Source organism: Vibrio sp. EJY3 (assembly GCF_000241385.1).
In the GTDB taxonomy this organism is placed as follows: domain Bacteria; phylum Pseudomonadota; class Gammaproteobacteria; order Enterobacterales; family Vibrionaceae; genus Vibrio; species Vibrio natriegens.
The window spans coordinates 1,100,156-1,123,621 of the sequence record NC_016614.1; the positions used below are offsets into that span (position 1 = coordinate 1,100,156).

25 protein-coding genes are annotated in these 23,466 nt (G+C 42.9%); 4 read left to right on the plus strand and 21 right to left on the minus strand.

Annotation, left to right across the window (positions count from 1 at the left end; genetic code table 11):
• Positions 1-38 precede the first annotated feature (38 nt).
• Positions 39-191 carry a hypothetical protein gene (locus VEJY3_RS25745; RefSeq protein WP_014234398.1) on the minus strand — a complete coding sequence of 51 codons (153 nt, stop codon included), beginning with the start codon at positions 189-191 and terminating at the stop codon, positions 39-41.
• 427 nt (positions 192-618) lie between these two features.
• On the opposite strand from VEJY3_RS25745, the gene VEJY3_RS20790 reads away from it, so the two are divergent.
• Entirely contained in the window at positions 619-1,932 is a 1,314-nt protein-coding gene (locus tag VEJY3_RS20790; RefSeq protein WP_014234399.1) for a HipA domain-containing protein, read from the plus strand.
• Between the two features lie 240 nt (positions 1,933-2,172).
• Here VEJY3_RS20790 and VEJY3_RS20795 read toward each other — a convergent pair whose 3' ends face one another.
• From VEJY3_RS20795 to VEJY3_RS20805, 3 genes are all read right to left on the minus strand, one after another.
• The gene (locus tag VEJY3_RS20795; protein ID WP_014234400.1) at positions 2,173-2,361 is read right to left on the minus strand and encodes a hypothetical protein; all 189 of its coding nucleotides are present in this window, start codon (positions 2,359-2,361) and stop codon (positions 2,173-2,175) included.
• 232 nt (positions 2,362-2,593) lie between these two features.
• The gene (locus VEJY3_RS20800; RefSeq protein ID WP_014234401.1) at positions 2,594-3,220 is read right to left on the minus strand and encodes a LysE family translocator; all 627 of its coding nucleotides are present in this window, start codon (positions 3,218-3,220) and stop codon (positions 2,594-2,596) included.
• An 88-nt stretch (positions 3,221-3,308) separates the two neighbouring features.
• Entirely contained in the window at positions 3,309-4,019 is a 711-nt protein-coding gene (locus tag VEJY3_RS20805; protein ID WP_014234402.1) for a type 1 glutamine amidotransferase, read from the minus strand.
• 112 nt (positions 4,020-4,131) lie between these two features.
• Here VEJY3_RS20805 and VEJY3_RS20810 point away from each other — a divergent pair, with 112 nt between their 5' ends.
• Positions 4,132-4,902 carry an AraC family transcriptional regulator gene (locus tag VEJY3_RS20810; protein WP_014234403.1) on the plus strand — a complete coding sequence of 257 codons (771 nt, stop codon included), beginning with the start codon at positions 4,132-4,134 and terminating at the stop codon, positions 4,900-4,902.
• Between the two features lie 434 nt (positions 4,903-5,336).
• Here the strand turns inward: VEJY3_RS20810 and VEJY3_RS20815 are convergent, their stop codons facing one another.
• The 12 genes from VEJY3_RS20815 to VEJY3_RS20865 all read right to left on the minus strand — a co-directional run bounded on the left by VEJY3_RS20815 (position 5,337) and on the right by VEJY3_RS20865 (position 16,759).
• The gene (locus VEJY3_RS20815; protein ID WP_014234404.1) at positions 5,337-6,701 is read right to left on the minus strand and encodes a TrkH family potassium uptake protein; all 1,365 of its coding nucleotides are present in this window, start codon (positions 6,699-6,701) and stop codon (positions 5,337-5,339) included.
• Between the two features lies 1 nt (position 6,702).
• Positions 6,703-7,356 (minus strand): TrkA family potassium uptake protein, encoded by a 654-nt coding sequence (locus VEJY3_RS20820; protein ID WP_014234405.1) that lies wholly within the window; start codon positions 7,354-7,356, stop codon positions 6,703-6,705.
• Between the two features lie 13 nt (positions 7,357-7,369).
• The gene (locus VEJY3_RS20825; RefSeq protein ID WP_014234406.1) at positions 7,370-8,830 is read right to left on the minus strand and encodes a TrkH family potassium uptake protein; all 1,461 of its coding nucleotides are present in this window, start codon (positions 8,828-8,830) and stop codon (positions 7,370-7,372) included.
• A complete protein-coding gene (locus VEJY3_RS20830) occupies positions 8,823-9,521 on the minus strand; it encodes a response regulator (RefSeq protein ID WP_014234407.1) in 699 nt (232 codons plus the stop codon). The genes VEJY3_RS20825 and VEJY3_RS20830 overlap by 8 nt, the downstream gene beginning before the upstream one ends.
• Positions 9,521-10,546, minus strand: coding sequence for an ATP-binding protein (locus VEJY3_RS20835; RefSeq protein ID WP_041170486.1), 1,026 nt, complete (start codon positions 10,544-10,546; stop codon positions 9,521-9,523). The genes VEJY3_RS20830 and VEJY3_RS20835 overlap by 1 nt, the downstream gene beginning before the upstream one ends.
• 163 nt (positions 10,547-10,709) lie before the next feature.
• Complete coding sequence (locus VEJY3_RS20840) at positions 10,710-11,549, minus strand: mechanosensitive ion channel family protein (protein ID WP_014234409.1); 840 nt, start codon at positions 11,547-11,549, stop codon at positions 10,710-10,712.
• A 2-nt stretch (positions 11,550-11,551) separates the two neighbouring features.
• Complete coding sequence (locus VEJY3_RS20845; RefSeq protein WP_014234410.1) at positions 11,552-12,559, minus strand: FAD:protein FMN transferase; 1,008 nt, start codon at positions 12,557-12,559, stop codon at positions 11,552-11,554.
• Complete coding sequence (locus tag VEJY3_RS20850; protein ID WP_014234411.1) at positions 12,559-13,527, minus strand: calcium/sodium antiporter; 969 nt, start codon at positions 13,525-13,527, stop codon at positions 12,559-12,561. Before VEJY3_RS20850 ends, VEJY3_RS20845 begins: the two co-directional genes overlap by 1 nt.
• Positions 13,528-13,539: 12 nt before the next feature.
• Complete coding sequence (locus VEJY3_RS26215) at positions 13,540-13,716, minus strand: undecaprenyl-diphosphate phosphatase (protein WP_374953219.1); 177 nt, start codon at positions 13,714-13,716, stop codon at positions 13,540-13,542.
• A gap of 2 nt (positions 13,717-13,718) precedes the next feature.
• The gene (locus VEJY3_RS20855) at positions 13,719-14,060 is read right to left on the minus strand and encodes an undecaprenyl-diphosphate phosphatase (RefSeq protein ID WP_374953220.1); all 342 of its coding nucleotides are present in this window, start codon (positions 14,058-14,060) and stop codon (positions 13,719-13,721) included.
• Positions 14,061-14,726: 666 nt separating this feature from the next.
• Positions 14,727-14,894 (minus strand): hypothetical protein, encoded by a 168-nt coding sequence (locus tag VEJY3_RS26025; RefSeq protein WP_237708184.1) that lies wholly within the window; start codon positions 14,892-14,894, stop codon positions 14,727-14,729.
• Between the two features lie 296 nt (positions 14,895-15,190).
• Positions 15,191-16,759 carry an ATP-binding cassette domain-containing protein gene (locus tag VEJY3_RS20865; protein ID WP_014234414.1) on the minus strand — a complete coding sequence of 523 codons (1,569 nt, stop codon included), beginning with the start codon at positions 16,757-16,759 and terminating at the stop codon, positions 15,191-15,193.
• A 319-nt stretch (positions 16,760-17,078) separates the two neighbouring features.
• Between VEJY3_RS20865 and VEJY3_RS20870 the strand changes: the two genes are divergently transcribed.
• Positions 17,079-17,393, plus strand: a complete 315-nt coding sequence (locus tag VEJY3_RS20870) for a hypothetical protein (RefSeq protein WP_014234415.1) — start codon at positions 17,079-17,081, stop codon at positions 17,391-17,393.
• Positions 17,394-17,600: 207 nt separating this feature from the next.
• Here VEJY3_RS20870 and VEJY3_RS20875 read toward each other — a convergent pair whose 3' ends face one another.
• The 4 genes from VEJY3_RS20875 to VEJY3_RS20895 form a co-directional block, all read right to left on the minus strand.
• Positions 17,601-18,434 carry a class I SAM-dependent methyltransferase gene (locus VEJY3_RS20875; RefSeq protein WP_014234416.1) on the minus strand — a complete coding sequence of 278 codons (834 nt, stop codon included), beginning with the start codon at positions 18,432-18,434 and terminating at the stop codon, positions 17,601-17,603.
• Positions 18,435-18,593: 159 nt separating this feature from the next.
• Positions 18,594-19,367, minus strand: coding sequence for an AraC family transcriptional regulator (locus VEJY3_RS20880; RefSeq protein ID WP_014234417.1), 774 nt, complete (start codon positions 19,365-19,367; stop codon positions 18,594-18,596).
• Between the two features lie 321 nt (positions 19,368-19,688).
• Positions 19,689-20,321 carry a class I SAM-dependent methyltransferase gene (locus VEJY3_RS20885; protein WP_014234418.1) on the minus strand — a complete coding sequence of 211 codons (633 nt, stop codon included), beginning with the start codon at positions 20,319-20,321 and terminating at the stop codon, positions 19,689-19,691.
• 401 nt (positions 20,322-20,722) lie between these two features.
• Positions 20,723-21,268: a GNAT family N-acetyltransferase gene (locus tag VEJY3_RS20895; protein WP_014234420.1), complete on the minus strand. Its 546-nt coding sequence runs from the start codon at positions 21,266-21,268 to the stop codon at positions 20,723-20,725.
• A 227-nt stretch (positions 21,269-21,495) separates the two neighbouring features.
• On the opposite strand from VEJY3_RS20895, the gene VEJY3_RS20900 reads away from it, so the two are divergent.
• Entirely contained in the window at positions 21,496-22,539 is a 1,044-nt protein-coding gene (locus VEJY3_RS20900; protein ID WP_014234421.1) for an IS110 family transposase, read from the plus strand.
• A 469-nt stretch (positions 22,540-23,008) separates the two neighbouring features.
• Here the strand turns inward: VEJY3_RS20900 and VEJY3_RS20905 are convergent, their stop codons facing one another.
• Entirely contained in the window at positions 23,009-23,443 is a 435-nt protein-coding gene (locus tag VEJY3_RS20905) for a GNAT family N-acetyltransferase (RefSeq protein ID WP_014234422.1), read from the minus strand.
• Positions 23,444-23,466: the final 23 nt, after the last annotated feature.

Consider the following 23,466-nt stretch of genomic DNA (forward strand, 5'->3'; position numbering starts at 1 on the left):
TCACGTCATAGTAACACTAGAGATCAATCGAATTAAATTCACCTTAGCCATCCATCTTGCATTGTCACTACGAGAACTAAGTAACCTTTGGGTTCTATAAGTATCGCCGCTTTATCTACCAAAGACGTACTTAGCTTTCCTTCTGATAATAATGGTAACCCATAAGCACTGATGATAGGAGCGTTACTCATTATTAGTTACTCCGCAAATAGAGTGGATATACAAGTGAACTCTACGCCGCTGGTGCTTCACGGTATATGTTAGCTACCTAAAGGTTGAATGCAACTAGTATACTTTTAGTAACCTAGTTCAGGCATGGGCTGGCGTAACTAAAAAATTATGCCTCCATAAATAGGCTTTATTATTAGTTTTTCTGAGGCCATTTCGGCTTACTTTTTACATCACAATACATGACTTTAAGCTGTCTCAGGGCATAAACAAGCCAACAAAAAATCAAAAAGTCGAGTACGAAGGTCGCATCTAAATGACGAAATCTATCTACTAAATTTCAGCTTCACCTTGATTATTGGCAAGGCAAAAAGAACCGTACAAACAACTTTTAGTACGATAATATGATATCAGAGTAATTGTTGTTCCAATCGAGAGTCAAAGCCGCCAATGCCTTCATTGATAGCATACATCAACAACACCAAAGTTGGCCATCTAACCAGACTTAACGACGGCAGTCTGCAATTTTGCTACGACAATAATTGGTTAGAACAGCCTAATCCCTACCCGATCTCGCTATCTCTTGCACTTCAAAGCCATCCACACAAAGGAGACCCTGTAACAAATTACTTTGAGAATCTATTGCCTGATTTAACGTCAATACGACAAAACCTCCAGAATCGCTATCAGACCACTTCAACACACGTGTTTAACTTATTACATGCAATCGGTCGAGACTGTGTAGGCTCATTATCATTGGTGCCTGAACCTGAGATTGTGGATAGTTTAGCTCCAAGCAAGTTGGAGCCACTTTCAATTGATTGCTTACATGAAATATTATCTGCGCATAAGCACGACATCCCACTTGGCATGCTCAATGAGCTAAGTAATTTTCGTGTCACAGTATCTGGCGCTCAAGAGAAAACCACACTGTTGAAGATTAAGAATAATTGGTATTTACCCAACTGTAATTATCCCAGCACTCATATTTTCAAATTTCCGATTGGCGTTATTCATCAACCATTCGCGACACTAGACATGACTGAGAGCGTTGAAAATGAGTACTTCTGTATCAAACTAGCAGAATCAATGGGCTTTAAAGTGCCTCGCGTGGAGATATTAGACTTTAATAATGTGAAATCTTTAGCTGTTGAACGATTTGACCGAGTTTGTTCTACAAGTGAAAGTGCGCCTATAAGATTAACTCAAGAGGATATGAGCCAGGCAATGTCTTTACCCACTAAATTGAAATATCAGAGTGATGGAGGAATCGGTATTGCAGAAATAATGCAGCTGTTAAACGGCTCAATAAACGCCCCAAAAGACCGTGATGACTTCATGCGCTTTCAAGTTTTTCAGTGGTTGATTGGTGCTACCGACGGCCATGCAAAAAACTTTTCAATTTTTATTGAGGCCAATGGAGCTTATAGACTAACCCCCTTCTACGATATTATGTCAGCCTACCCCGCATCAAATGGCAAAGGTCTAAACACGCGTAAACTAAAGTTAGCTATGTCTCTCAAATCCACTTCAAGCGGCAATAAGTGGCATCTAGAAAAGATTTATCCCCGTCATTTTATTGCAACAGCAGAAACCGTTGGTTTCTGCACAATTCGAATGCAAGAGATACTTGATGAGTTTGTTGACACATTTCCTAACGCCATAGAACAAGTAGTTAACCAGCTACCCAAAGGCTTTCCTGCTCATATCATAGATTCCATTGTCAGCAACTCGCTTAGAATCCTTGGCAAGATAAAGCTCTAGCCGATCAGTTTGTTGAAAGTTATTGGATAGTAACGACTAGAAGTCGAAGGGGGTTTTCGAGATTACATATAATGTGGTCGAATTTTCTGACGCATGTCGCGTATAATCGACATTCTGAAACCAACACTATTCTCTATGGCAAACCTTTTGAATCGCCACGGAGTCTACGGCAATTCGAGATTAGAAACGAATGCTCGTATGTTTTGCAACGAGATTAACTGGGCGGCTAAAGTAGGTTTTCTAGAACTCTCCGCCGAGATCAATTTTGTAATCACCGATGATCTCCTCCAGTTCCAGCTCAAGTGCAGGCGTTACGAATGATAGGTTCTGGCTGTTTTCTTCAACATCTTTATGCAGTAAGGTTAGAAATTCGCGCTCATACTGAGTTTCTAATACATCATAGTTGGCTTTTTCTGATTGATGTTTCATAACACAATCCTCGGGTGAATACGGCTTAGGTAAAGCATTATGCGTAAGTCCCTAGAAAATTACGATGAGAAAGAATCGTTTGTTGATCTCAAGTTTACTATGAGCAGTCGAACTGCAGCACGAACTGCTGGTATTGCAACTAACAATTGGACAAAAGTTTGCCAGTGACTTTGCTAAATTAGTATTTCATGCATTACTTAAAGTATAGCAAAGTGCTCATCAGTGACATTTGTTAGAGACTGATGATTAATTTCAACCCTAAACCTCCCATCACTGACCCAGACAAATAATCAATAAATTTTAAGTACGCTTGACGAGGACGTGAAGCGGATAAGACTAATGCAACGATTAGATACCATCCTGCATTACTCAAAAATGTGCAGATTGGTACCGCAATATATAAATACGTAGGTATGTTTTGTGGAAGGAGTGTTGTAAACACGCTGGCAAATACGATGGCCGTTTTAGGGTTGCTGAGTTGGGTTCCTAAACCTAATAAGTATGAAAGAAATAAGGGTATGTCTTGGCATCTAGTGAAATCTATAGTCTGTAACGGAACTCGAGCTGATCTCACAATTCCAAATGCCAAAAACAGAAGGTAGCACCCTCCTGCAATTTTAAATATTAAATAGCTTACCGGCATCAGGTTAAAAATCGTTTGTAATCCAAGTAAGGCAGCAACCGATAGAATTAAAGCTCCCGTCCCCATACCTAACGCGGTAAAAATCCCATGCTGCCTTGAAAGTGAAATCGCTCGTCTGGCAACAAAAATAAAGCTGGGACCCGGACTCATAGCGCCGAGAGTAATCGCTCCAGTAATTGCCAATATTGGTATGTATGTTTGAAAATCAATATCCATGAGTTTCCTCAATAACTATCTATCAAAAAAACCAGAAAACCGGTTCAATGAGCCGCTGATAAAATCAAAAGCAACCAGAAGCTTAACTTTATGCTTGATACGATTTCGCTAGTCTATCCAAAAATTCGTGTAGCTTTTGGTTCATCTCATCATAGTCATGATTCATTAGTACTTCTGGCTCATCAACGAAACGATAGTTTGCTGCCTCACTGAGATCCTCATTTTCGATGAGCAACGCTACAACTTCTTTAGTCAATTCCATATGACACTGAAAACCAAACACCAAATCGCTATAAGCAACAATTTGTCGAGGACAGCCTTCACTGTACGCAATGATTTTTGCGTCTGGAGTCAGTCCCGGCATGTCGTTGTGCCAATGGCCCACTTCCAGAACGGTGCCAAAATGGTCAAACAGTGGATGGGTAATGCCGTCTTTGGTTAGCGTGATAGGGAACTTACCAATTTCGCGTTCAGGGCTATGCTCATAGTGAGCACCTAATGCTTCACCAATGAGTTGAGATCCCAAACAAATACCAAGTACGACTTTTCCTGCATCAATCGCTTTTGTAATTACCGCCAGTTCACCTTTGGCATCGAAGTGAGCACATTGCTCGATAGTGGTCACAGGATCTTGTGGGCCACCCATGACAATCAGAAAATCGATATCATCTACTTTTTCCGGAAGAGAGTCACCGTCATAAACCCGAGAGTAAGTCGTGGTGTAACCGCGAGTTTTAGCCCAGGACTCATAAGCTCCCGGAGCTTCAAAATTTTCATGGATGATAAAGTGAATACGCATCTTTTGGCCTTTTACCTTTTTGCTTCTTCTAACGATTGGCCTACGATGTTATACCAAATCCAAGTGGCGTAATTTATAATAACTGACAACTAATATAGATAAGCCGCCAATTATGCAAGCTAACGACTTAATCAGAGATTTTCCGGATAAACAATTTATAACTAAAACAACCACCATGACCTCTGGTTATATTGATGATTTCCATTCACATCCATGGCACCAAATAATCTTTCCACGTCAAGGGTTGTTACAATCAGATATTAGTGATAAAAGTGGAATAGTCCCTCACAATGGTATGCTCTTTATTCCCGCCAATACCATTCATAAATCTGTTGCAATTACAGACACACAATTTTTAGCGATTTACCTCAACCCTAACAAACATGTTCAGTATGGAAGTGAGCCTAAATCCTGTCAGGTAAGCACCTTCCTCAAAGAGTTGATACAACTTTTATTTGAAAGCGATACGCTCTCACAGTCGGAATACAATTTGGCACATTTGTTAACGGTCTTACGAGATCAAATCGAGGTAGCAAAAAGTTATGAAATACCACTTCTCATCCCTACGGACAAACGCCTTTTATCTATTTTTCTACAGCTTAAACAGCAACCTGATTTACCGTTTACGTTAAAAGAATGGGCAAAAAAAGTCGGAGCATCTGAGCGCACATTATCCAGATTATGTGCGAAAGAGTTCTCTCAATCATTTGCTCTGTGGCGACAAAATATAAGACTGGTTTTATCTCTGCCATTATTAAGCTCGAAAATGAGCATACAGGAAATTGCCATGGAGTTGGGGTACGCATCTGATTCATCCTATGTACAGGCTTTTAAAAAGCTGTTCAATCAGACACCAAGAAAATACCGCACTGCAAACCTATAAACGAGTACAGACTCTCTAATACATTGGAATACACCACTTTGGGATTATTTTTAGTAAGGCAAACACACGCAAATAAGCAATGTTCAACTTGGGCTAGAAATGATAAAGGGGCAAAAGTGAGTTACGCTGAATTCCCAATATTTGAATTCCCAATATTTATATCAAACTGTATTGTTCCTACGTTTACGACTTAAGCCGATATGTGAGATATCTTTTTACCACAGTAAGAACAGTACCGTGCGTTACCATCAGGATCATGGTGCAGTCCTCTTGAACAATTGAATTTAACCCAAAACGTCCTTCTTAAAATACGCCAGTAATAATACATAGTCATACCCTAGTCATCGTAAATAAGGCTTATTATTGTTGATGACATTGCTTTAGCTATTAGTTCGTTAAACCTGCATTCACTTCCTTGTGTTAACCTTGAAAACTCATCCAATGGCTAATTTTGTCTCCGCAAAACGTAGTTTTTTCTGGCGTGGGCTGGCTAAAAAGTACGCCAAGGTTAATGGTCCCAATCTCCCCATATACATCATAAAGATGATAATGAGTTCACCCGATGCGGAAAGCTGACCTGTTAAGCCACGAGATAACCCCACAGTACCTAATGCAGAAACCGCTTCAAACACGACATCTATCATCGGGGCATTTTCCGTCAAGAGTAATGCAAAGATGGCTAACCACGTCACTACAACCGAAATCATCGTCAGTGCAAGAGCTTTGCTGATCGTATCTTTCGCGATTTCACGTTTAAACACATGGATTTGCTCATCACGACGTAAGTAAGCGTAAGTCGATAAAATCAACACCATAAAGGTCACGACTTTGATACCGCTTGCGGTACTTAAAGAGCCGCCACCAATGAACATCAACACCAGAATAATCGCGGTGGTGGCATCTTCTAGTTGGTCAATCGCGAGTGTATTAAAGCCTGCGGTTCTTGGGGTTACCGCCTGAAACCAAGAAGCCAGCCACTTACCGAGTTCGCTGAGTGGCGCTAAGGTGTTGGGGTTATCACGCTCGATTAGGTAGATGGCTATCACTGTCATGGCATTGATAAGCACGGTTCCCGTTATCATCATGCGGCTATAAACCGTCAGCTTTGACCACCGACGGTTTCGCTTTAAATCCATCCAAACCGAAAAGCCTACCCCGCCAATGATAAATAGTCCTGTAATCGTCAGGTTAACGACGGGGTCATCCACATAAGGCATTAAGCTATCAGCACTTAAGGCAAACCCTGCATTATTAAACGCACTGATGGTATAGAAAAAACCGTGAAATAAACTGGTTGCCCAGCCAAGCTCATCGTTCCAATACCAGGTCAGTATGGTCATCCCAACCAGTTCGACGGTCAGAGCAAACATAAGCACGGATTTAGCGGTCGCAACAAGCGTTGAGGAGTCGGTTTGATTAAATGCTTCTCTTGCGACGGTACGCTCTAAAAAGCCGATTTTCCCTCCCAAAGCAATCAAGGTCACAATGGCAAAGGTCATGAGTCCGAGGCCACCACACTGAATGAGTAAAGCAATGACAACTTGCCCAAATAAGGTGAACTGAGTGCCTGTATCAACCACCACTAGCCCTGTCACCGTTACGGCTGAGGTAGCCGTGAACAAACTCTGTATCCAAGTGATAGGCTCATGAGCCGCGATAGGCAGTTTGAGTAATGCCGTACCCAGCAGGATGAGCAGTAAAAAGCTGCCACTTAAAATTAGTGGCGGCGCACCAACTATTTTTTTTCCTGACTTGGGCTTACGTTCTATCGGCGTGATAGAGGGGTGCCACAATACCATGTCACACCAACCTTGGAGCGAGGTATTTTAGCTCAGCGCGAGTGCCGCACAACAGAATGATATCATTCGCTTTCAAGACAAAATCATGATCAATCTGATTGAGCACGTCTTGTTCACGTTTGATGAGAACCGTTTGCACACTGCCTTTGGCATCACCAAGAATTTGTCCAATCGGTGTGTTGTGTAACGATGCTCTGATATGAATTTCAACCACATACAAGCCATGACCTAAGGACAAGTAGTTATTCACCATAGGGTAGTTTAGTGCCTGAGCGACACGCACGCCCATTTCCTCTTCTGGATGGATAATACGTTGAACGCCAAGTTTCGACACTATGGTGTGATGTGCTTTGGTACTGGCCTTAACCCAAATCTCTTTAACACCGAGATTTTTCAATGCCAAAGTGCAAAGCAAACTTGACTGCATATCTTCCCCAATCGCGATCAATACCGCTTCACTGTTGCCAAGATCTAATTCACGCAGCGCATTCTCATCGGTGGAGTCGCAAATTATGGCTTGCGTTAACTCCTCGACATATTTCTCAACAATTTTTGGGTCGCGATCAACGCCCGTCACGGTGTGTCCGAGATGGATCAGTTCAAGACTGGCCGCGATACCAAAACGCCCAAGTCCAATGACAGTAAAATGTGCCATGACAATACCTTTACTATTTTTTCCAAAAGTGTGGCAATAACATGGCTAACACCGTGAAATATTCCAGTCGGCCAAGGATCATTGCCAGATTTAATATCCAGATGCCTGTATCAGAAACAGGTTGAAAATTGCTTGCTACCACGCCAAAACCAGGTCCAAGCACATTGATACACGCCACCACTGCGGTAAAGGACGACCAAAAGTCCAGTCCTGTTGCCATCATCAGCAAAGTGAACACTACGGAGGTCAGCGCTGCCAGAGACATAAAAGCCATCACTGCATTGGTCACATCGGAGGCCACAACGCGCCCTTGATAACGGATCGGCAAAATGGCTCTGGGATGGGCAATCTGGCGAATTTCTCGTCGAATTACTTTGAACGTAATGATATCGCGCACAAATTTATTGCCCCCTGCTGTTGAACCTGAGCAACCACCAAGATAGGCACAAAACACCAAAAAGAGTGCGCTTGCCGCAGGCCAACTGCCCAAATCCGCCGCCCCAAATCCTGTACTGGTCATAAATGAGACGACACTGAACATGGCAAAACTCAGTGAGGTAAGAAAATCGTCATAGGCAGAATGGCTAAAAATGTACCAGCCCAAAACAAAGGAGAGAGCAATCGCTGTAAGAATAAATACTCTTGACTCTTCATCAGAGGCATACAGTCGCAGCCCTGAAAAACCACTTCGAAACACACGAAAATGAAGACCAAAGCTGATCGCGCCCAACATCATGAAAATGTTGGATAACATAAGGATAAGGTGACTTTCAAAATGCCACATACTGGCGTCATGCGTCGAAAAACCGCCTGTTGAAACCGTGGTAAAACTGTGCGCAATGGCATCGTAAGCCGACATCCCCGCAAAATAGTAAGCCAACGCACACGCGACGGTAATCGCTAAATAGACACCCCAGAGATAATGCGCTGTCTTATTGATACGAGGCGAAAGCTTGTCATCCTTAATCGGCCCAGGCGTTTCTGCCTTAAGCAGTCGCATTCCTCCAACATTGAGCATGGGCAATACCGCGACGACAAAAATCACCACGCCTAACCCACCCATCCACTGAAGAAATTGACGATACAAGAGAAAAGATTTCGGCATATCGTCCAAGCCAGCCAGGATGGTGGCACCTGTGGTGGTTAAGGCGCTGATAGACTCAAATACCGCATCAGTCATGCTCACATCTGTGACGAAATGAATCGGTAACGCCCCTAAAAAACCCGTTAAAACCCAGGTTAAGCTGGCAAACATTAACGCATCTCGAAAGGTGACTTTATGCAGCTCACTTTTTCGCAATAGAACGGATAACAAAAAAGCAGAGAGCATCATTACCGCCGAAGGAGAGAAGAAGTCACCTGAAATATGATCTTGAAATATAAACAGCGACAATAAACCAAATGAACCTTGCACAATCCCCATCCAAAGCATGGGCATGACCAAGAGTCGAACGGTATTCTTGAGATTAATCACGAGGTGGCTCCATCGAAACTAAACGGTAGCCAATCCCTGATTCGGTTTTAATGAGCTGTTGTTCGTCTGCACTATCGTTGAGTTTTTTGCGCAACTGGCTAACCAGTACGCGCAGATAATGAGTATCTTCGGTATGACTTTCGCCCCACACCTCTCTCAACAAGTCTGTCTGTTTCACAAGTTGCCCTGGTGTAATCATGAGCATTTCAAGAAACGCAAACTCCTTTTTGGTCAGAATGACTTCAGTATCGTACAGCCAGCATTGATGGGTACTTTTTTGTAACTTGATCCCACTAAAAGTAACGATATCCTCGCTAAAATGGTCACTGACCAAATCTCGCAGCAGTACCTTAATCCGAACAATAAGTTCTTTAATGCCAAACGGCTTACTGAGGTAGTCGTTAGCTCCCGCTTCAAGCAAGCGGATCTTCTCTTCTTCTTGATCGCGTGCCGTTAGGATGAGCACAGGCGTTTTACTTGACTGACGGATCATCGATAGGAACTCAATACCATCACCATCAGGCAATCCCAAGTCGAGCACCACCACATGCGGCTGAACACGCTCAAATTGCACTTTTGCCGTGGCTAACGAGTCTGCTCCCACGTAATCAAAGCCTTCAGCCGCCAAAGAAATTCGCATAAATGTTTGGATTTGAGGCTCATCATCCACCACCAGTATTTTGTAGTTCACTACTGCTCTCCTTGTTGACTGCTTGGCAGCGAAATCCGAATCAAACAACCTTGTTGTACTTCTACGCATTCGATATGGCCTTGATGGGCTGAGACCACGCCTTTTGCCACACTCAATCCAAGGCCTGAGCCAGAATCGTCACTTCTTTTCTCCTTGCCTGAATAAAACAGCTCGAACATTCTTTCTGCTTCATCGGGTTGCAGTGATTGGCCTTGGTTGTAGACATCAATCACCACATTTTGCTGATTCTGATAAATTGTCACACTGACCTGTTTATCTTTAGGGGAATAGCGCAACGCATTGTCCAAGACATTAAATAACGCCTGCTCTAATAAAGCCCGACTGACTTCAACCGATGAAACCGCCCCATTGACGACAACCTCAATACTTGTGGTGGATGAAGAGAAACGGCCAATGACGCTTTTTACAATGTGCACTATGGATTCTTGTTGCTTCTGGATGTGAACCACGCCGTGCTGCAATTTCGTCGCTTGCAAAAGGTTCTCTATGTATTGGTGTAAGCGATGGCTTTCTTTGATGGCACTGTCGAGCAGTTCATCCTTTTCTTTGGCTTGAAGTTGCGTCTGATATTCTTTGAAAGTGGTGAGATTACCGATAATCCCCGCGAGCGGGGTTCTCAAATCATGAGATACGGAAAGCAAAATTTGGTGGCGCAGTTGAACTTGTTCTAGCGCATTTTGTTGGCGTCGATATCGCTCAGCGAGCTGACTGGTAGTAAAGGCAACCACAATAAAAACAAGTAAGTTGATGATGTCATCTAAGTGGAACATCTGAAGCGAATATCGAGGCGTGGTAAAGAGGAAGTTAAAACTGACCGCTTCGGCAATCGCAGCCACATAAGCTATTCGTGAGTGACATTGAAGGGCAATCACAACGATAGAAAGCTGGAGTATCAGCAACACCGCAATGGTTGAGCCTAACCAGTGATCAAGTCCTAAAGATACGACAAGTGCAAGAACAAACACCGATGCCGATAAGAGATAACGCTTCTGTAGCCAACTCATTGCCATATAAGTCATTTGAAAGAAAATCTTAACAGCGACTCTATCAGATGCGCAGTCAGGGTTCGCGTAAAAAAAGCGTAAAAAAATGGCGAAATCTAGAGGCGTTATATCCAATCAGAGGAAGTCACAGACAGCATCATAACTTCCTCGACTTATGTATTGGTTAAGGTTTTGCAGAGCCTTCATCAACCCACTTCATGTTCAGATCTCTCTGCGGGAAAGGGATGGTTAGCCCCGCCGCTTCGATATTCGGTTTCACTTGCTTCTGCACCGCCCAATAGGTTTCCCAGTATTTGTCCGTCGGACACCAGGCGCGAAGTTGGAGGTTCACTGAACTATCGGCCAGCATGTGAACAATCACTTGAGGCTCAGGATCTTTAAGGATATGTGGCTGGGACAACGCCAACTCTTTAAGCACATTCAATCCGATTTCTACTGAATCTTGGTAAGAGATGCCAACCGTGATATCCATACGACGTTTGTTGTTTCGGCTAAAATTACGAATGGTTGAATTCCAAACCGCACTGTTCGGACTAGAGATGTAGAGACCGTCCGCTGTCTCGAACACAGAAGTGAATAGACCAATATCGACCACGCTACCAGAGTAGCTTCCGAATTCCACAAACTCGCCTTTTTTGATTGGCTTCAGAAATAAAATCATGATACCTGCGGCAATGTTGCTCAGTGTATCTTTCAGAGCTAGGCCAATCGCTAAACCTGCTGCACCGACTAAGGCAACCAAGCTGGCGGTATTCACACCAAAGAGGTCTAGAACAATGACCAACGCGACTAAATAAACCGCATAAGACGCCACTTGAGAAAGCAAGCGAGCGATAATTTCATCCCCACCGCTGACTTTCTCTGTTGCTTTAAATACCCCGCGCTTGACGAGCTTGGATACCACAGAAGCCAAGATAAAAATAAAAATCGTCAAGAGCGCATTTTGCAAGATCTGCATAATGAATGCCTGATGAGTATCGTAAAAACCAGCGATATGCTCCATGGTTACTCCTCTATCTCTTTTTGTACGGATTGGTAATGTTTACTGCGTGACTCAACCAGTTCACCGTTCAATTCATCAATAAATAACGCTTTAATTTGATTTTTATTCGCGACTTCAAGACCTTGTGTGGTTCCTAGACAAAGCAGAGCAGTAGACAAGGCATCCGCTTGAGTTGGGTCGTCGTGAAGAACGGTTACCGACACTGTATGGTGCTTAACGGGCGTTCCTGTTCTGGCATCAATGATATGGGTATAGCGCTGTCCATCTTGATCGAAATAGTGCCGATAAGTACCTGATGTCATAATTGCTTGAGGGAAGTCGAAAGCCAACACTTTCTGTAGCGTTCGTTCTCCAGGCAAGGGCTTTTCAATCGCGATTTTCCACGGCTCGCCATTCGGTTTTACGCCACTCACCACCATTTCTCCCCCGATTTCAACCAGGTAGTTGGTAATTTGGTATTGTTTAAGTACCTCTGCCAATCGGCCAACGCTGTATCCCTGAGCAATGGAGGATAAATCGACGTGAACTTGTGCAGATGCTTTCGTCATCATGGCGTCGTCAACCTGAATTTTATCCATGCCCACCGACATCATGACGTTATCAAGCTCTTGTTGTGATGGAATGGATAGCTTATTTTGTGTAAATCCCCAGAGGTCAAACAAAGGTCTGATGGTCAAGTCATAACACCCTCGGGACTTTAGAGAAACGCCTTTCGCGACCTGTATCAGATGAGTAATGTTGTTCCCCACCTGACCAGACAAACTCGCTCCCGAGTTGAATGCAGAGATGGTTGAATCGGGACGATAGTTCGACATCTCTTTATCAATTTCGGCGAGTACCACTTCCAGCTCAACATCTAACTTATTGCTATCAACGGTTTCTTGACTCCAATAGCTCACATGCCATGTTGTCCCTTGAGCCATTCCCGATAGTTTTTCTACCTTCGGAGACGCGCTTTCGCATCCAGAGAGGAAAACAAGACCAACAACAATCCAGCCTAATTTAGACATTACAGCGCTCCATAGATGAGATAACCGTTGTACCCCAAATAACACACCAACAGCACCGCGCCTTCACTGCGAGAGATCGTCTGCGATTTACCAAAACGAGCGGCGGTCAACAGCAGTAATCCCGTGACAAAAAGCATCGATGTCCAGTCACGCCAGAAGACTTCAGCACCAATATTGGCAATAGGTTCAATGGTGCCAGCAATACCGATGACGGCTAAGGAGTTAAACATATTTGAGCCGACCACATTACCCACAGCTATATCATGCTCGCCTTTACGCGCTGCCACGATGGATGCTGCTAATTCGGGTAAGGACGTTCCTAAGGCCACAATAGTTAGACCAATCAATAAATCGCTGACACCGAGTTGTTGTGCGATTTCCACCGCTCCCCACACCAAAATACGCGAGCTGATAATCAGTAACACTAACCCTGTAATCAGCCAGAAAATGGATGACTTCAGTGACATACTTTGGCTAGACAGTTCGTCGTCCATCTCTTGTTCTAAGTGGTCTCCCTTTGAGCGTAATGCGCTCCAGATTGACCAACCAATCAAAAGCATGAATCCACCAATCAACGCCCAGGCTTCTAATGTGCTGATATGGTGATTCCACAACATTGCGCCAATGACAAGCGTGACGAGTAAAAGAATGGGAAGTTCTTTACGGATGATGCTTGAATGCACAGCAATCGGTGCAATGATCGCGGTCACACCGAGTATTAAGGTAATGTTGACAATATTCGAACCGACGGCATTTCCAAGCGCCAGAGCAGGATTGCTATCCATAGCCGCCATAGCCGAAACCACCATTTCGGGAGCCGATGTACCGAATCCGACGACCAACATACCAATCAATAAAGGCGGCATTCCTGCGTAGTTGGCACTAGCGGCTGCGCCTTCAACAAATTTATCTGCACTCCAGACAAGCAGTGCAAAGCCAGCGATAATCGCGAGTGAAGCTAATAGCATGTTTAATCCCTATTAAATAACGTAAAAGTATAGAATAACGGCCAAAATTAATCGGTAGATGACATAAGGCATCATCCCAAATTGATTCAGGAATTTGAGGAAGTAGTGGATCGCAAGTATTGCGGTGAGAAAAGAGGTAACGCTACCAATTAAAAGTGCCAGCCAATCTACGGTTACCGAACTATCCATCGCTACTTCAGCGATTTTGGCTGCTGCCGCGAGAGCAGTAATCCTGCAAGTGCTGCGGGAAAGGTTCCCCACAAAATCGCCCAAGCTAAACGACTGTGTGATGTCGAATATTGACGATGAGTGATTGACTTACTCCACTCCGTGAGCAGCAGAACGATATCTTGACGAAAATAGATAAGCACCGCGAACAGCGTACCAATATGGGTGGCGAGATCGAAGCTGATACCCTGATCGGCTTCACCGAGCAAGGTGGGCATTAAGATCAAATGAGCAGAGCTAGAAATGGGAAGAAACTCGGTGATCCCTTGAACTATCCCTAAAAACAAAGCGTACCATGCATCCAAAGCAGGTTTCCTTTTGTCATCTCGGGCAGGCAACAACAAAAGCAAAATAGCAATCCTGCCCGCATCGCTATTTTGTTTAAGTCTTGCCAGAACATGTTGAACGTGAATACCACAAGCATAAGGCTTGGAGACTGTTGATATTCACTCCACTACTAATCAGTAGTGGAAGGCTACTCCCTTAAACGAGCTGAATTGTAACTAACAAATACGATTTATATCAAATGTTAAATAAATAAGTTGAAATAAGAAAAAATTGGGCTGAGAGTTTGTGTGCGAGTTTTTGCTCTAACTAACAATACACAGTTTCACAATCCATCAGAGATAAGTTTTGTGAGGGTTACGCATAGTACAGTTGACAGTAATGCTCTTTGCCGCAAAGAAGGAATGGGGCATTTTTGATTCAGACGGATTTGTGCAGCAGTGTGATTTGTGCAGCAGGCTGTTGCACAATTTGGCCAGATGGAAGTTATTGCAACAGTCCAACTTCCGAGAATTCGGTAGTTGATTGATAAGCAAAGTACATATTTTGCACACTAGTTAGTGCTATGAGAGCAATCTACACCAAAGTTTTCATCTGGAAGGTCTTGCTCATCATCGAACATTACAATGCTTCGACGATGCTCCTTTAGAGCAGATAACGCAACTTGAAAACAACTTTCACACATATCAAGGTGGTGAGTAATGCCGTCCATTTTTGACCCCCCCCCAGTTGGCAGTCAGTTCACCAACCTCTTCTAACTGAACGCCATTTGAATCGACCATCACGCTAACACCACAAATATCACAATGTCGATCAACAACGACCTCTATCGTTTTTTGTCCATAAACTTTCATTGTGAACTCCTGTCGCTGATAAGATTAATCATTACTTGGATGTTAGCCAGTACCAAATAACGACTAAGTAGTAGCTGAAAATTATAGCTGTCCTAAAGGCAACTGAACAACAATTACCAAAGTCACTGAATAAACATCGTGACTCAACGAAGTAGCCGCTTATGTAGCCACGTTAAACGTACTAGCAAAACTAAGTCATATGACAGAGCATCAGGGAACAGGCTCAATTGACGCTGGCACACAATGGGGCAACTTCACGTTACCCCATTTATGTTCCGCTAAGTATTCAAGGAAAGTTACAAAGTGACTTGTACCTGAATTCCTGAGTCTCGGGCAAAATCATAATCATGGCTTACAAGAATAAAACCACCACGGTAATTACATAGAGCCTGTGCCAGCATCATTTTAGAGTCTAGGTCGAGATGATTATCAGGCTCATCGAGTAATAAAAAAGGTTGTTCTGGTTGGTGACTGACAATAAGCATGGCTAGCTTCATCTTCTCTCCGCCACTCAACATACTGCCAAAACGAAATACACTATCACGACGAAACCCGATACCTGCCAGCAAGGTTCTGCCATCGCTCTCTTTGATTCCACTGCACTGCTGTATCAAATTGTCCAGTATCGACAACTCGGGTCGAATAACACCAAAATGCTGATCAAGATAATACAAAGGCGTATTTAATTGCAGTTCCCCTTTTTGCAGCGACAACTCACCCAACAGAGTTTTTAACAGTGTTGATTTACCGCAACCATTTTTACCTACAAGGTGCACCTTGTCATTGGCATAGACTTGCAGCGAGATAGTCTTACTACTGCCAAAAGGCAACACCCCTTCAAGTATCGAAATCACTTTACGTAACCGGCTTGGGGTATCCTCCAGATAGAGCGTTTGCCCTTTCAGTTGTTCTTTTCTCGCCTTTAACGAATGTTCTTTATCTTTTAGGTGAGCTTGACGAAGTTGCTCATTTTTATTGCGACTCGATGCTCGTGCTGTGGCTTTGTCTTTTTTAAAATCAAGTAAGCTTGTTCCATGACTACCTTCTTTGCGTAATTTGATACCTTGTGCAGCTCTTTGAGCTGCCTTTTCTCGGTTTCGCTGTGCTTGCATTTCCAGCTTTTTTCTCTGCTTATCAACGCTCGCAAGTTGTCGCTCTACCGCTTGTAACTCAGTACTTTTCTGTTTGGCGTAAACATCACAATTCCCACCAAATACTTGTAATCCAAGCCCAGAAAGCTCCCAAATTTCGTTCATTTCGCGCAATAACATCCGGTCATGACTGACAAGTAAAATCGCACCTTTGAACGCACGCATCGATTCCAGTAACCAGCGCTTTGCTTGCGCATCAAGATGGTTAGATGGTTCATCAAGGATAAGTAATTCAACGTTGCTTTCAAACAACTGCCAAAGCTGTAATCGTGCTAATTGTCCTCCACTGAGTTGAGCGCAAGGTAAATCAGTGTCTTGTGGTAAGCCTAGCTCTTTAAGTTGCAAAGGAAGTTGCAAGGGTAAATCCCATTGATCCTTAATCACATCAAACCAATGCTGTGAACAATCACCTGATTCAACATGCTTTATCGCTTTAAGCACCTCATCTTTACCCAAGAACTGGGCAATAGAAAGTTCGCCAGATAACAACTGAGATGGCTGCTGACGATACACCGCAAGTGACTTAGGTAACGTGACCGTTCCACTTGACGGCTGCTGTTCGCCACTTAAGACTGAAGCGAATATCGATTTCCCAACACCGTTACGGCCAACTAAGCCGACACGATTTTTAGTCATAGAACATGACAATTGTTGAAACAGCATCTCGCCGTTATCAAATTGATGACTTATGTTGTAAGCCTGTAATACTGGCATAATTTGCCTCCTGTATGACAGGGACAACAGCCGCAGCTAGATAATTCAGAGATGAGATCAATACAAATACACGCTCTTACCTAAGCGCAAAACTATACAAATGTACTTGCAGAGAAATGTCGGAAAGTGAGCTACGCCTACTAACCCTGTAAATCCAAAAAAAATGAAAAATGGATGACAGGTTTAGTTGTTCATATCGGCGTAATCTCCTTAAGAAGTGATAGACAAAGAGTACTGTATTCACTCTTCTCTAGTCAAGGTACATAGCACTGACAAAACTATCCTTCGGACAACTTTTGGTAGGAGAAATGAACGTAAATTGGCTGGCTTTACCACTAAGTTAGAGTTTAACTCTGAAACCTCCGCCACTCTGACAGGCTCTATCGCTACGATTGATTTACCTTCATTTGGTGCATCTCTAGAAACGACGAAAGAATCAGTAAGCCTCACAGCGAACTCTTCAGTAGCCTCAAATGGTGCAGCGACGATAACCGTTACTGATAATGACCGGACGTTCACGATGACTGGGTATTTTAATGAGTCAGCCAGTCTGGGAATTTTTACCACTACTTCAGCTAATACTGACTCCGACCCAGATGGTCTAGGATTGGCTGTTTTAGTAGAAATTGACTAGAGCTGGTTAATTTTCTTAAAGCTCCTTAGTTCACCTAAGGAGCTTTACGCTTTGGGGTACTTCCGTTTAAAGAAAGACTCACAGACACATTTATGGTTGAGTCCATATTAAATGACTAGATATTAACTACAGGCATGGAAAAGTCCGTTAGTCAGGAGTCCTGTTTTACTGGTTCATATCACTCAACACTGAGCTAAGCAACTATGACTATGACTTAAGTTTAGCTATTATGCCGAATGAGCAGTTATTTGATTCATCTGTATCAAATCCATTTACGATTTCTAGTACCTCAAAGCCGCTATCTACTAACTCCGCACGAATAGCCTCTCGTGTAAAATACTGCATCCAATTATAGATATGCCATGTGTGATGTTCTTCAACAATCGTGTAGTGATCTAAAGAAACTCTATCATCTTCGTAGCGAAATGCATTGTGGAAAGCATAATATTGGTTACTCGACCAAAAGTGATGCATGTAATCTGGCGCATATGAGCATTGTTCTTCAAACGAATCAAAAGCATCGATTGAAAAAACATCGAACACAAATTTACCATTCGGTTTAAGGCATTCTCGTACTTGACTATAGAGCTTCTGACGTTGGGTTGGCGAAAGAGCACATAAATCACAATAGATTAACGTCACCAAGTCTTGTTCTGGAGGTAGTATGACCTCAAGATAGTTTCCCACATCGTATTTAATGTCTAACTGATGTTTGGACGCAGAGCCTTTGGCATATTGAATTGAACTTTCAGAAAAATCTAAGCCATAAACCTTTGCTCCTAGCTGAGCATACTTTTCTGTATATAGTCCAGGCCCACATCCAAGGTCACAGATCGACTTTCCATTTAAGTCAAATTTTTCATCCAACCATGTAACAACTCTATCTATTGCCATCATAGGGCGAGACGCCATTGGTGTATCTTGACTTAAGTGGGCATTTAGCATTTGTTTGGCAAGATATGGTTCTGTCCATAATTTGTCGGCCGTATAAACAGAGAAGACTTCTGGCTTTTGATGTATGTCGGTTAATTCTTTGAACATGTATTAAATTCCATTATTGATTAATATTTAGACCGTTTGTTGGTTTCAGTACATGCTAAAGGAATGAGGCTATGCCGTATTGAATAAATCAGCCAAAATGGAATGCTTTACGTTCATTTATATATGCTGAACAACTAAAGCGATATGAGTCGCTGCCTACTAGAGAAGTATGCTGATATCTAGACTTCTTTGTATTAAGGCAGGCGTTTGGCCTATATGGTTTTTCATCTCTCTTGTCATATGAGCTTGATCTGAAAAACCACAATCCATTGCTATAGTTGAAATGGTATAGTCTGGATCAGCTAGGCAGTGAATTGCCCGTCTTAGCCTTACTATGTTCGAAAACTGCTTGGGAGATAATCCCACAGCATAGGTGAATTTTCTATTTAGAGTTCGTTCTGATACCTTCAACTGGTGTGCAATATGCTTAATTTGCGTTATTCCTTTATCTTCATCGATTAATCTTAGAATGTCTGAAATCATCGAAGACTCTACTTGAGATGAAATTGCACAAACCTGTTGGTTAATATCTGTGATTAGATTACTTATATTGATTTTGTCTTTACCAATATTATTAAACCATGGCACATGTTTTATTGCACATTTGCCATATTGCAGATTACCAGTGATATTAGACAGTGGTGTTTTAAGGAAAGCACCTGCGGTGCCAGCTCTCAATCTAAGTCCGACGAAACCTTGATGAGCACCAATCCTTATAGAGTGAGCTTTAATAAATGGAGGCGATATTAATGGAATTATATTACTTAACTGCCCGTCCTTATTAACATCGAATGTAAAGATGAGGTCTGTCCTACCATCCGGAACTATATGATGGTGCTGATCTTGAACATTGTAATAAGTCCAAACGGCTTCGACGTTATTGTTTTCTAGCGCATCAATCTCGATTTGATTGAAACCAATTTGAAAGTCCATATCGCTCTATCATTGTAAAAGAGGATAATATTGTATCATTACATTTCGTTGTCTAAAAATGAAAACTGTGGATTGGTGTTGGACGATTTTCCAAGAAACGGCTGATATGTTAATAGGGAGAGTAATTCACTATATGGTTATATAACGGTGTTGTTTTCAATGAAGCTGGACTTGCCAAGTCTTTCTATCAGAAACAAAATTAGCCAATGGCAGTTTAAGTATCCATGAAAATGTTAGCAACTACTGCCCTCCACTATTCTTGATTGCCACGTGTTACAAATCGCTCGTGAACGTTTTGTTAGCCGTATTTTCTACACCAGTTTATGGTTTTATTGTATACACCGTTATGTGGTTTGAAGTATCACGTTCGTAGACTCTGATATTGAGCACTTGAAAACCCGCTTGCTCTAATTCGATGACTAAACCACTTTGAGAGGCAATGTGACGATATGGACTGCTATCCCTATAAGTTCCATAGCTATTTTCATCTTTAGAACACAAACTACTGACAAAAAACACACCACTTTCAAATAAATTACGGTAAACATGACCCAAGAATATGGCTCGATCTGCGCCGATAATGCAATGTAAGCAATTGTCATCAATCACTACATCATAACGTCCTGGAAGTTGAACAGGCTCTACCGTTAGGTCGGCAGTGTAATATTTACCCTGAGTTGCTGTTGCTTTAGCCTTTTCCTTTGCCCACACAATTGCTGTTGGCGAGTTATCAATACCTGTTACCTCAAAACCCAACTTCTGAAAAGCTCGGCAATGATGCCCTTCACCACATCCTAATTCGAGCAGCTTACCTTGTTTTGGTCGATCACATAGATCTAGAAAACGCTCCACTAAAACTGCTTTAGACATTCGCTCGTTACCACCCCAACCTTCCCAGCCAGCTTGGCGAGCTTCAACATACATGGATTCATGCACTTGATAGTTTGGTTTCATATTCATCCTTGACTACTAACGCCCAATTCAGGTATGACGCACTCAATATAAAAACCGCCGCATTTCCACCTTAATCACTAAAACCGACGCATAGTGAAAATACCACGCGTTGCGAAATCCTATTAAACAGTTTGTTAGTTGCGAATTTTATAGTCATTCAAATGCGTGCCCGGCAACAGAACTTTTAGCCATAAGAAATGCTGGTCTTGATCTGGACGCAAAGTGATTTTGTATTGCAAATCTTCAGCTTCATTAGCATTAAGAGTTAGTTTACCACTGTACAGCTCTAAGCTTATGAGGCTAATGTTTGGTATGCTATCACCTAAAATATTCATTGGTAAAACTCAATATCTATTGGAAATTGATATCAAGCCCTATCTGTTGCCGCTATGAACAGCTTGTTATGCGCTGTCCATAGGCTTAGCTATTAACCCATAAATTGCGGAATCTGATACCATCCCGTTGACTTCCCACCGCTGCCTTAGAAAGCCTTCTTTAACAAAGCCTAAACGTTCCAATGCCTTACCTGAAGCAATATTGTCTGGGTCTATCTCAGCTTCGATTCGACGTAAATGCAAATATTCAATTGCGTGTTCAATTAAAGCAGCTCCCGCCTCAAGTACAATACCTTGCCCCCAGAAATTGCGGTTGATGCCAAAACCAATTTCCGCTCGCCTAGACTCTTTAACATAGTTAAATAACATTATCTTACCCAGAAGTTGTTCAGTACTCTTTAGGTAAATTCCTAGTGTCACTTCTGTATTGCTATTCATAGCCTGTACGCTATTAGCTATAAAAACTCTAGCCTCATCAATTGAAACCCAGGGACTAGAGTTCCAATATTTCATGACTTCATGGTCTGAGAATATGCCAAACAAGTCGCTTGCATCATCTTCGACTAAAGCTCTTAGTATTAGTCGTTCCGTTTCAATTTTTGTTGTTAACATTTAGATACTAGCCTTTTGTTTTATTGGAGAATAACGTCCGATTCAGTGGTGAGAAACGCTGATAACTAACTTAAACCATTACACCGTGAACACAAAACCTAGCCTGAACAAAAAATGCCGAGCGTTGCAAATCACTCTTAAATTGTTTGATACTCATTGAGCCTTCTCCTCCAACTTAGCCTCTCGACTAAGCTGGAAGGCGACAAAACCAAAACGGAGAAGACTCTATGAGATTCTATAACCAACAGCATAACTATTACTGTGGCATTGATCAGCATGCGCGGATCCTTTACGTCTGTATTCTCGACTCATTTGGCAATAAAGTCCTTCACAAGAAGATTGATGCAGACCCTGATGCCTTGCTGGAAATCCTAACGCCCTACCAAGATAACATCATTGTTGGCGTTGAGTGCATGCATTGCTGGTATTGGGTCAGTGATCTTTGCCTCGATTACGCATTGGATTTTGTTCTTGGCCATGCTCTCTATATGAAAGCGATTCATGGCGGTAAAACCAAGAACGATCGCATCGACTCTTATAAAATCGCTTCACTACTTCGTGGCGGCAACTTTCCTGTTGCTTATGTCTATCCCAAAGCTATGCGGGCTACCCGTGATTTACTCAGACGCCGAACTAAGATCATGCGCCATGGTGCTGACCTCAAAGCCCATGTCTCCAACACATTCAGCCAGTACAATCTCCAAAGCCCCAATGTTCAGTTACGCTACCCTTGCGCTCGGGAGCAAGTCCGTAACCAGTTCGATGAGTCCGCCATCAATCGCAACATTGATATGGACTTAAACGTCATCGCCTTTTACACCAAAGAGTTAGCCAGCGTTGAACACTTTATTGAACAGACGGCCAAGCAGCACAATGCTCAGGATTATCAGCTCATCCAAACTGTCCCTGGCATAGGGCGTATCTTAGCGCTGACCATCTTGTACGAAATCGGCAATATCGAGCGTTTCCCTTCGGTTCAAAACTTCGCCTCTTACTCTCGACTCATAAAATGCAAAGCCGAGTCGGCGGGCAAACAAAAAGGGACCAACGGCAATAAAATTGGCAATGCTTACTTAAAATGGGCGTTCTCCGAAGCAGCAGTACTTTATCTTCGCGGCAACGAACCTGCAAAAAAGTACATTCAGCGATTACAAAAACGCATGAGCAAAGCCAAAGCTCTCTCCGCGCTCGCCCATAAACTTGGGCGCTGTGTCTACTTCATGCTGAGGAACAAAACCGTGTTTGATGCAAAACGATTTTTACCCGAATAAGTCGCACAATGAAGTGAGCTGAACGCATAACTGGTGCTGAGTGAGAGCACGTTACTGACTGAAGTTCACTGGGATTAAAGCCCGATACGGTCAGTTGTGTCAGGCAGTCCAAGCCCTTTTGCTTTGATTAGCCGCTTCATTGGTGCGCATCTACAACGAACAGCAAAGTTGCTTACACCTTGGCTGAGCCTGAAGATAACTGGAAAACGACTGTTTAGCCTTCTTTTTGAATAGTGCCAGCAAGGGTTAACCGATAAATGTCTAATGGCCCTGTGGAGAACTACAGGCAGCGGTGAGACCGCAGTAAGAGACCTTCTATATGTGTTTGTCGTAAGCAATGCTTGATGACCGAAATGACAAAGCGAAGTAGATAACTTTGTTGTTCGAGAGAGATTGGCTGCTGACGCAGCCAAAGAGTTGTTATTGCCTATTGACAGGCTGAAGGCTCATATGTGTTATACGCCGTGCGCTAAACGTTATTGTTACTAGAACTATTATATGAGTACATTCGAACTTCGTCCCTCGGGAACCAGCCAAGCTTTTCGTAAAACTGCTGGGCGTTTACGTTTTCGTTGTACACAAACAAATGAGTTTTTGGAACCCCAACATTTGCTAACGCACTGATAGCTTGGCTGACCAGTTCACGACCTAAATTCTTACCACGAAAGTTCGCAGATACAGCTAGGTGTTGCAGATAACCTCGACGACCGTCAGTGCCGACTAGTACCGCGCCGACAATTTCGTTGGCTGACACTGCAACGAAACTTAAATTTGGGTTGCGAGTTAGGTAGTTATTGATGCTTTCTTTAGAGTCTGCATCTCGAAGGCTCATACCCTCAGTTTGCCCCCAAAGCTTGATCACGTCATCATAGTCCGCAATGTCCATTTCACGAATTTTTACCACATATCTCTCCTTGCGTATAACTC

Coding starts and splice junctions, on each gene's coding strand:
- VEJY3_RS20840 (WP_014234409.1), bottom strand. CDS start 11,549: ATGGAGCATATCGCTGGTTTTTACGATACTCATCAGGCATTCATTATG.
- VEJY3_RS20885 (WP_014234418.1), bottom strand. CDS start 20,321: ATGAAACCAAACTATCAAGTGCATGAATCCATGTATGTTGAAGCTCGC.
- VEJY3_RS20850 (WP_014234411.1), bottom strand. CDS start 13,527: ATGCTATTAGCTTCACTCGCGATTATCGCTGGCTTTGCACTGCTTGTC.
- VEJY3_RS20820 (WP_014234405.1), bottom strand. CDS start 7,356: ATGGCACATTTTACTGTCATTGGACTTGGGCGTTTTGGTATCGCGGCC.
- VEJY3_RS26025 (WP_237708184.1), bottom strand. CDS start 14,894: ATGAAAGTTTATGGACAAAAAACGATAGAGGTCGTTGTTGATCGACAT.
- VEJY3_RS20865 (WP_014234414.1), bottom strand. CDS start 16,759: ATGCCAGTATTACAGGCTTACAACATAAGTCATCAATTTGATAACGGC.
- VEJY3_RS20835 (WP_041170486.1), bottom strand. CDS start 10,546: ATGAGTTGGCTACAGAAGCGTTATCTCTTATCGGCATCGGTGTTTGTT.
- VEJY3_RS20810 (WP_014234403.1), top strand. CDS start 4,132: ATGCAAGCTAACGACTTAATCAGAGATTTTCCGGATAAACAATTTATA.
- VEJY3_RS20815 (WP_014234404.1), bottom strand. CDS start 6,701: ATGGTATTGTGGCACCCCTCTATCACGCCGATAGAACGTAAGCCCAAG.
- VEJY3_RS20795 (WP_014234400.1), bottom strand. CDS start 2,361: ATGAAACATCAATCAGAAAAAGCCAACTATGATGTATTAGAAACTCAG.
- VEJY3_RS20880 (WP_014234417.1), bottom strand. CDS start 19,367: ATGGACTTTCAAATTGGTTTCAATCAAATCGAGATTGATGCGCTAGAA.
- VEJY3_RS20895 (WP_014234420.1), bottom strand. CDS start 21,268: ATGTTAACAACAAAAATTGAAACGGAACGACTAATACTAAGAGCTTTA.
- VEJY3_RS20900 (WP_014234421.1), top strand. CDS start 21,496: ATGAGATTCTATAACCAACAGCATAACTATTACTGTGGCATTGATCAG.
- VEJY3_RS20875 (WP_014234416.1), bottom strand. CDS start 18,434: ATGTTCAAAGAATTAACCGACATACATCAAAAGCCAGAAGTCTTCTCT.
- VEJY3_RS26215 (WP_374953219.1), bottom strand. CDS start 13,716: ATGGATAGTTCGGTAACCGTAGATTGGCTGGCACTTTTAATTGGTAGC.
- VEJY3_RS20805 (WP_014234402.1), bottom strand. CDS start 4,019: ATGCGTATTCACTTTATCATCCATGAAAATTTTGAAGCTCCGGGAGCT.
- VEJY3_RS20800 (WP_014234401.1), bottom strand. CDS start 3,220: ATGGATATTGATTTTCAAACATACATACCAATATTGGCAATTACTGGA.
- VEJY3_RS25745 (WP_014234398.1), bottom strand. CDS start 191: ATGAGTAACGCTCCTATCATCAGTGCTTATGGGTTACCATTATTATCA.
- VEJY3_RS20790 (WP_014234399.1), top strand. CDS start 619: ATGCCTTCATTGATAGCATACATCAACAACACCAAAGTTGGCCATCTA.
- VEJY3_RS20845 (WP_014234410.1), bottom strand. CDS start 12,559: ATGTCTAAATTAGGCTGGATTGTTGTTGGTCTTGTTTTCCTCTCTGGA.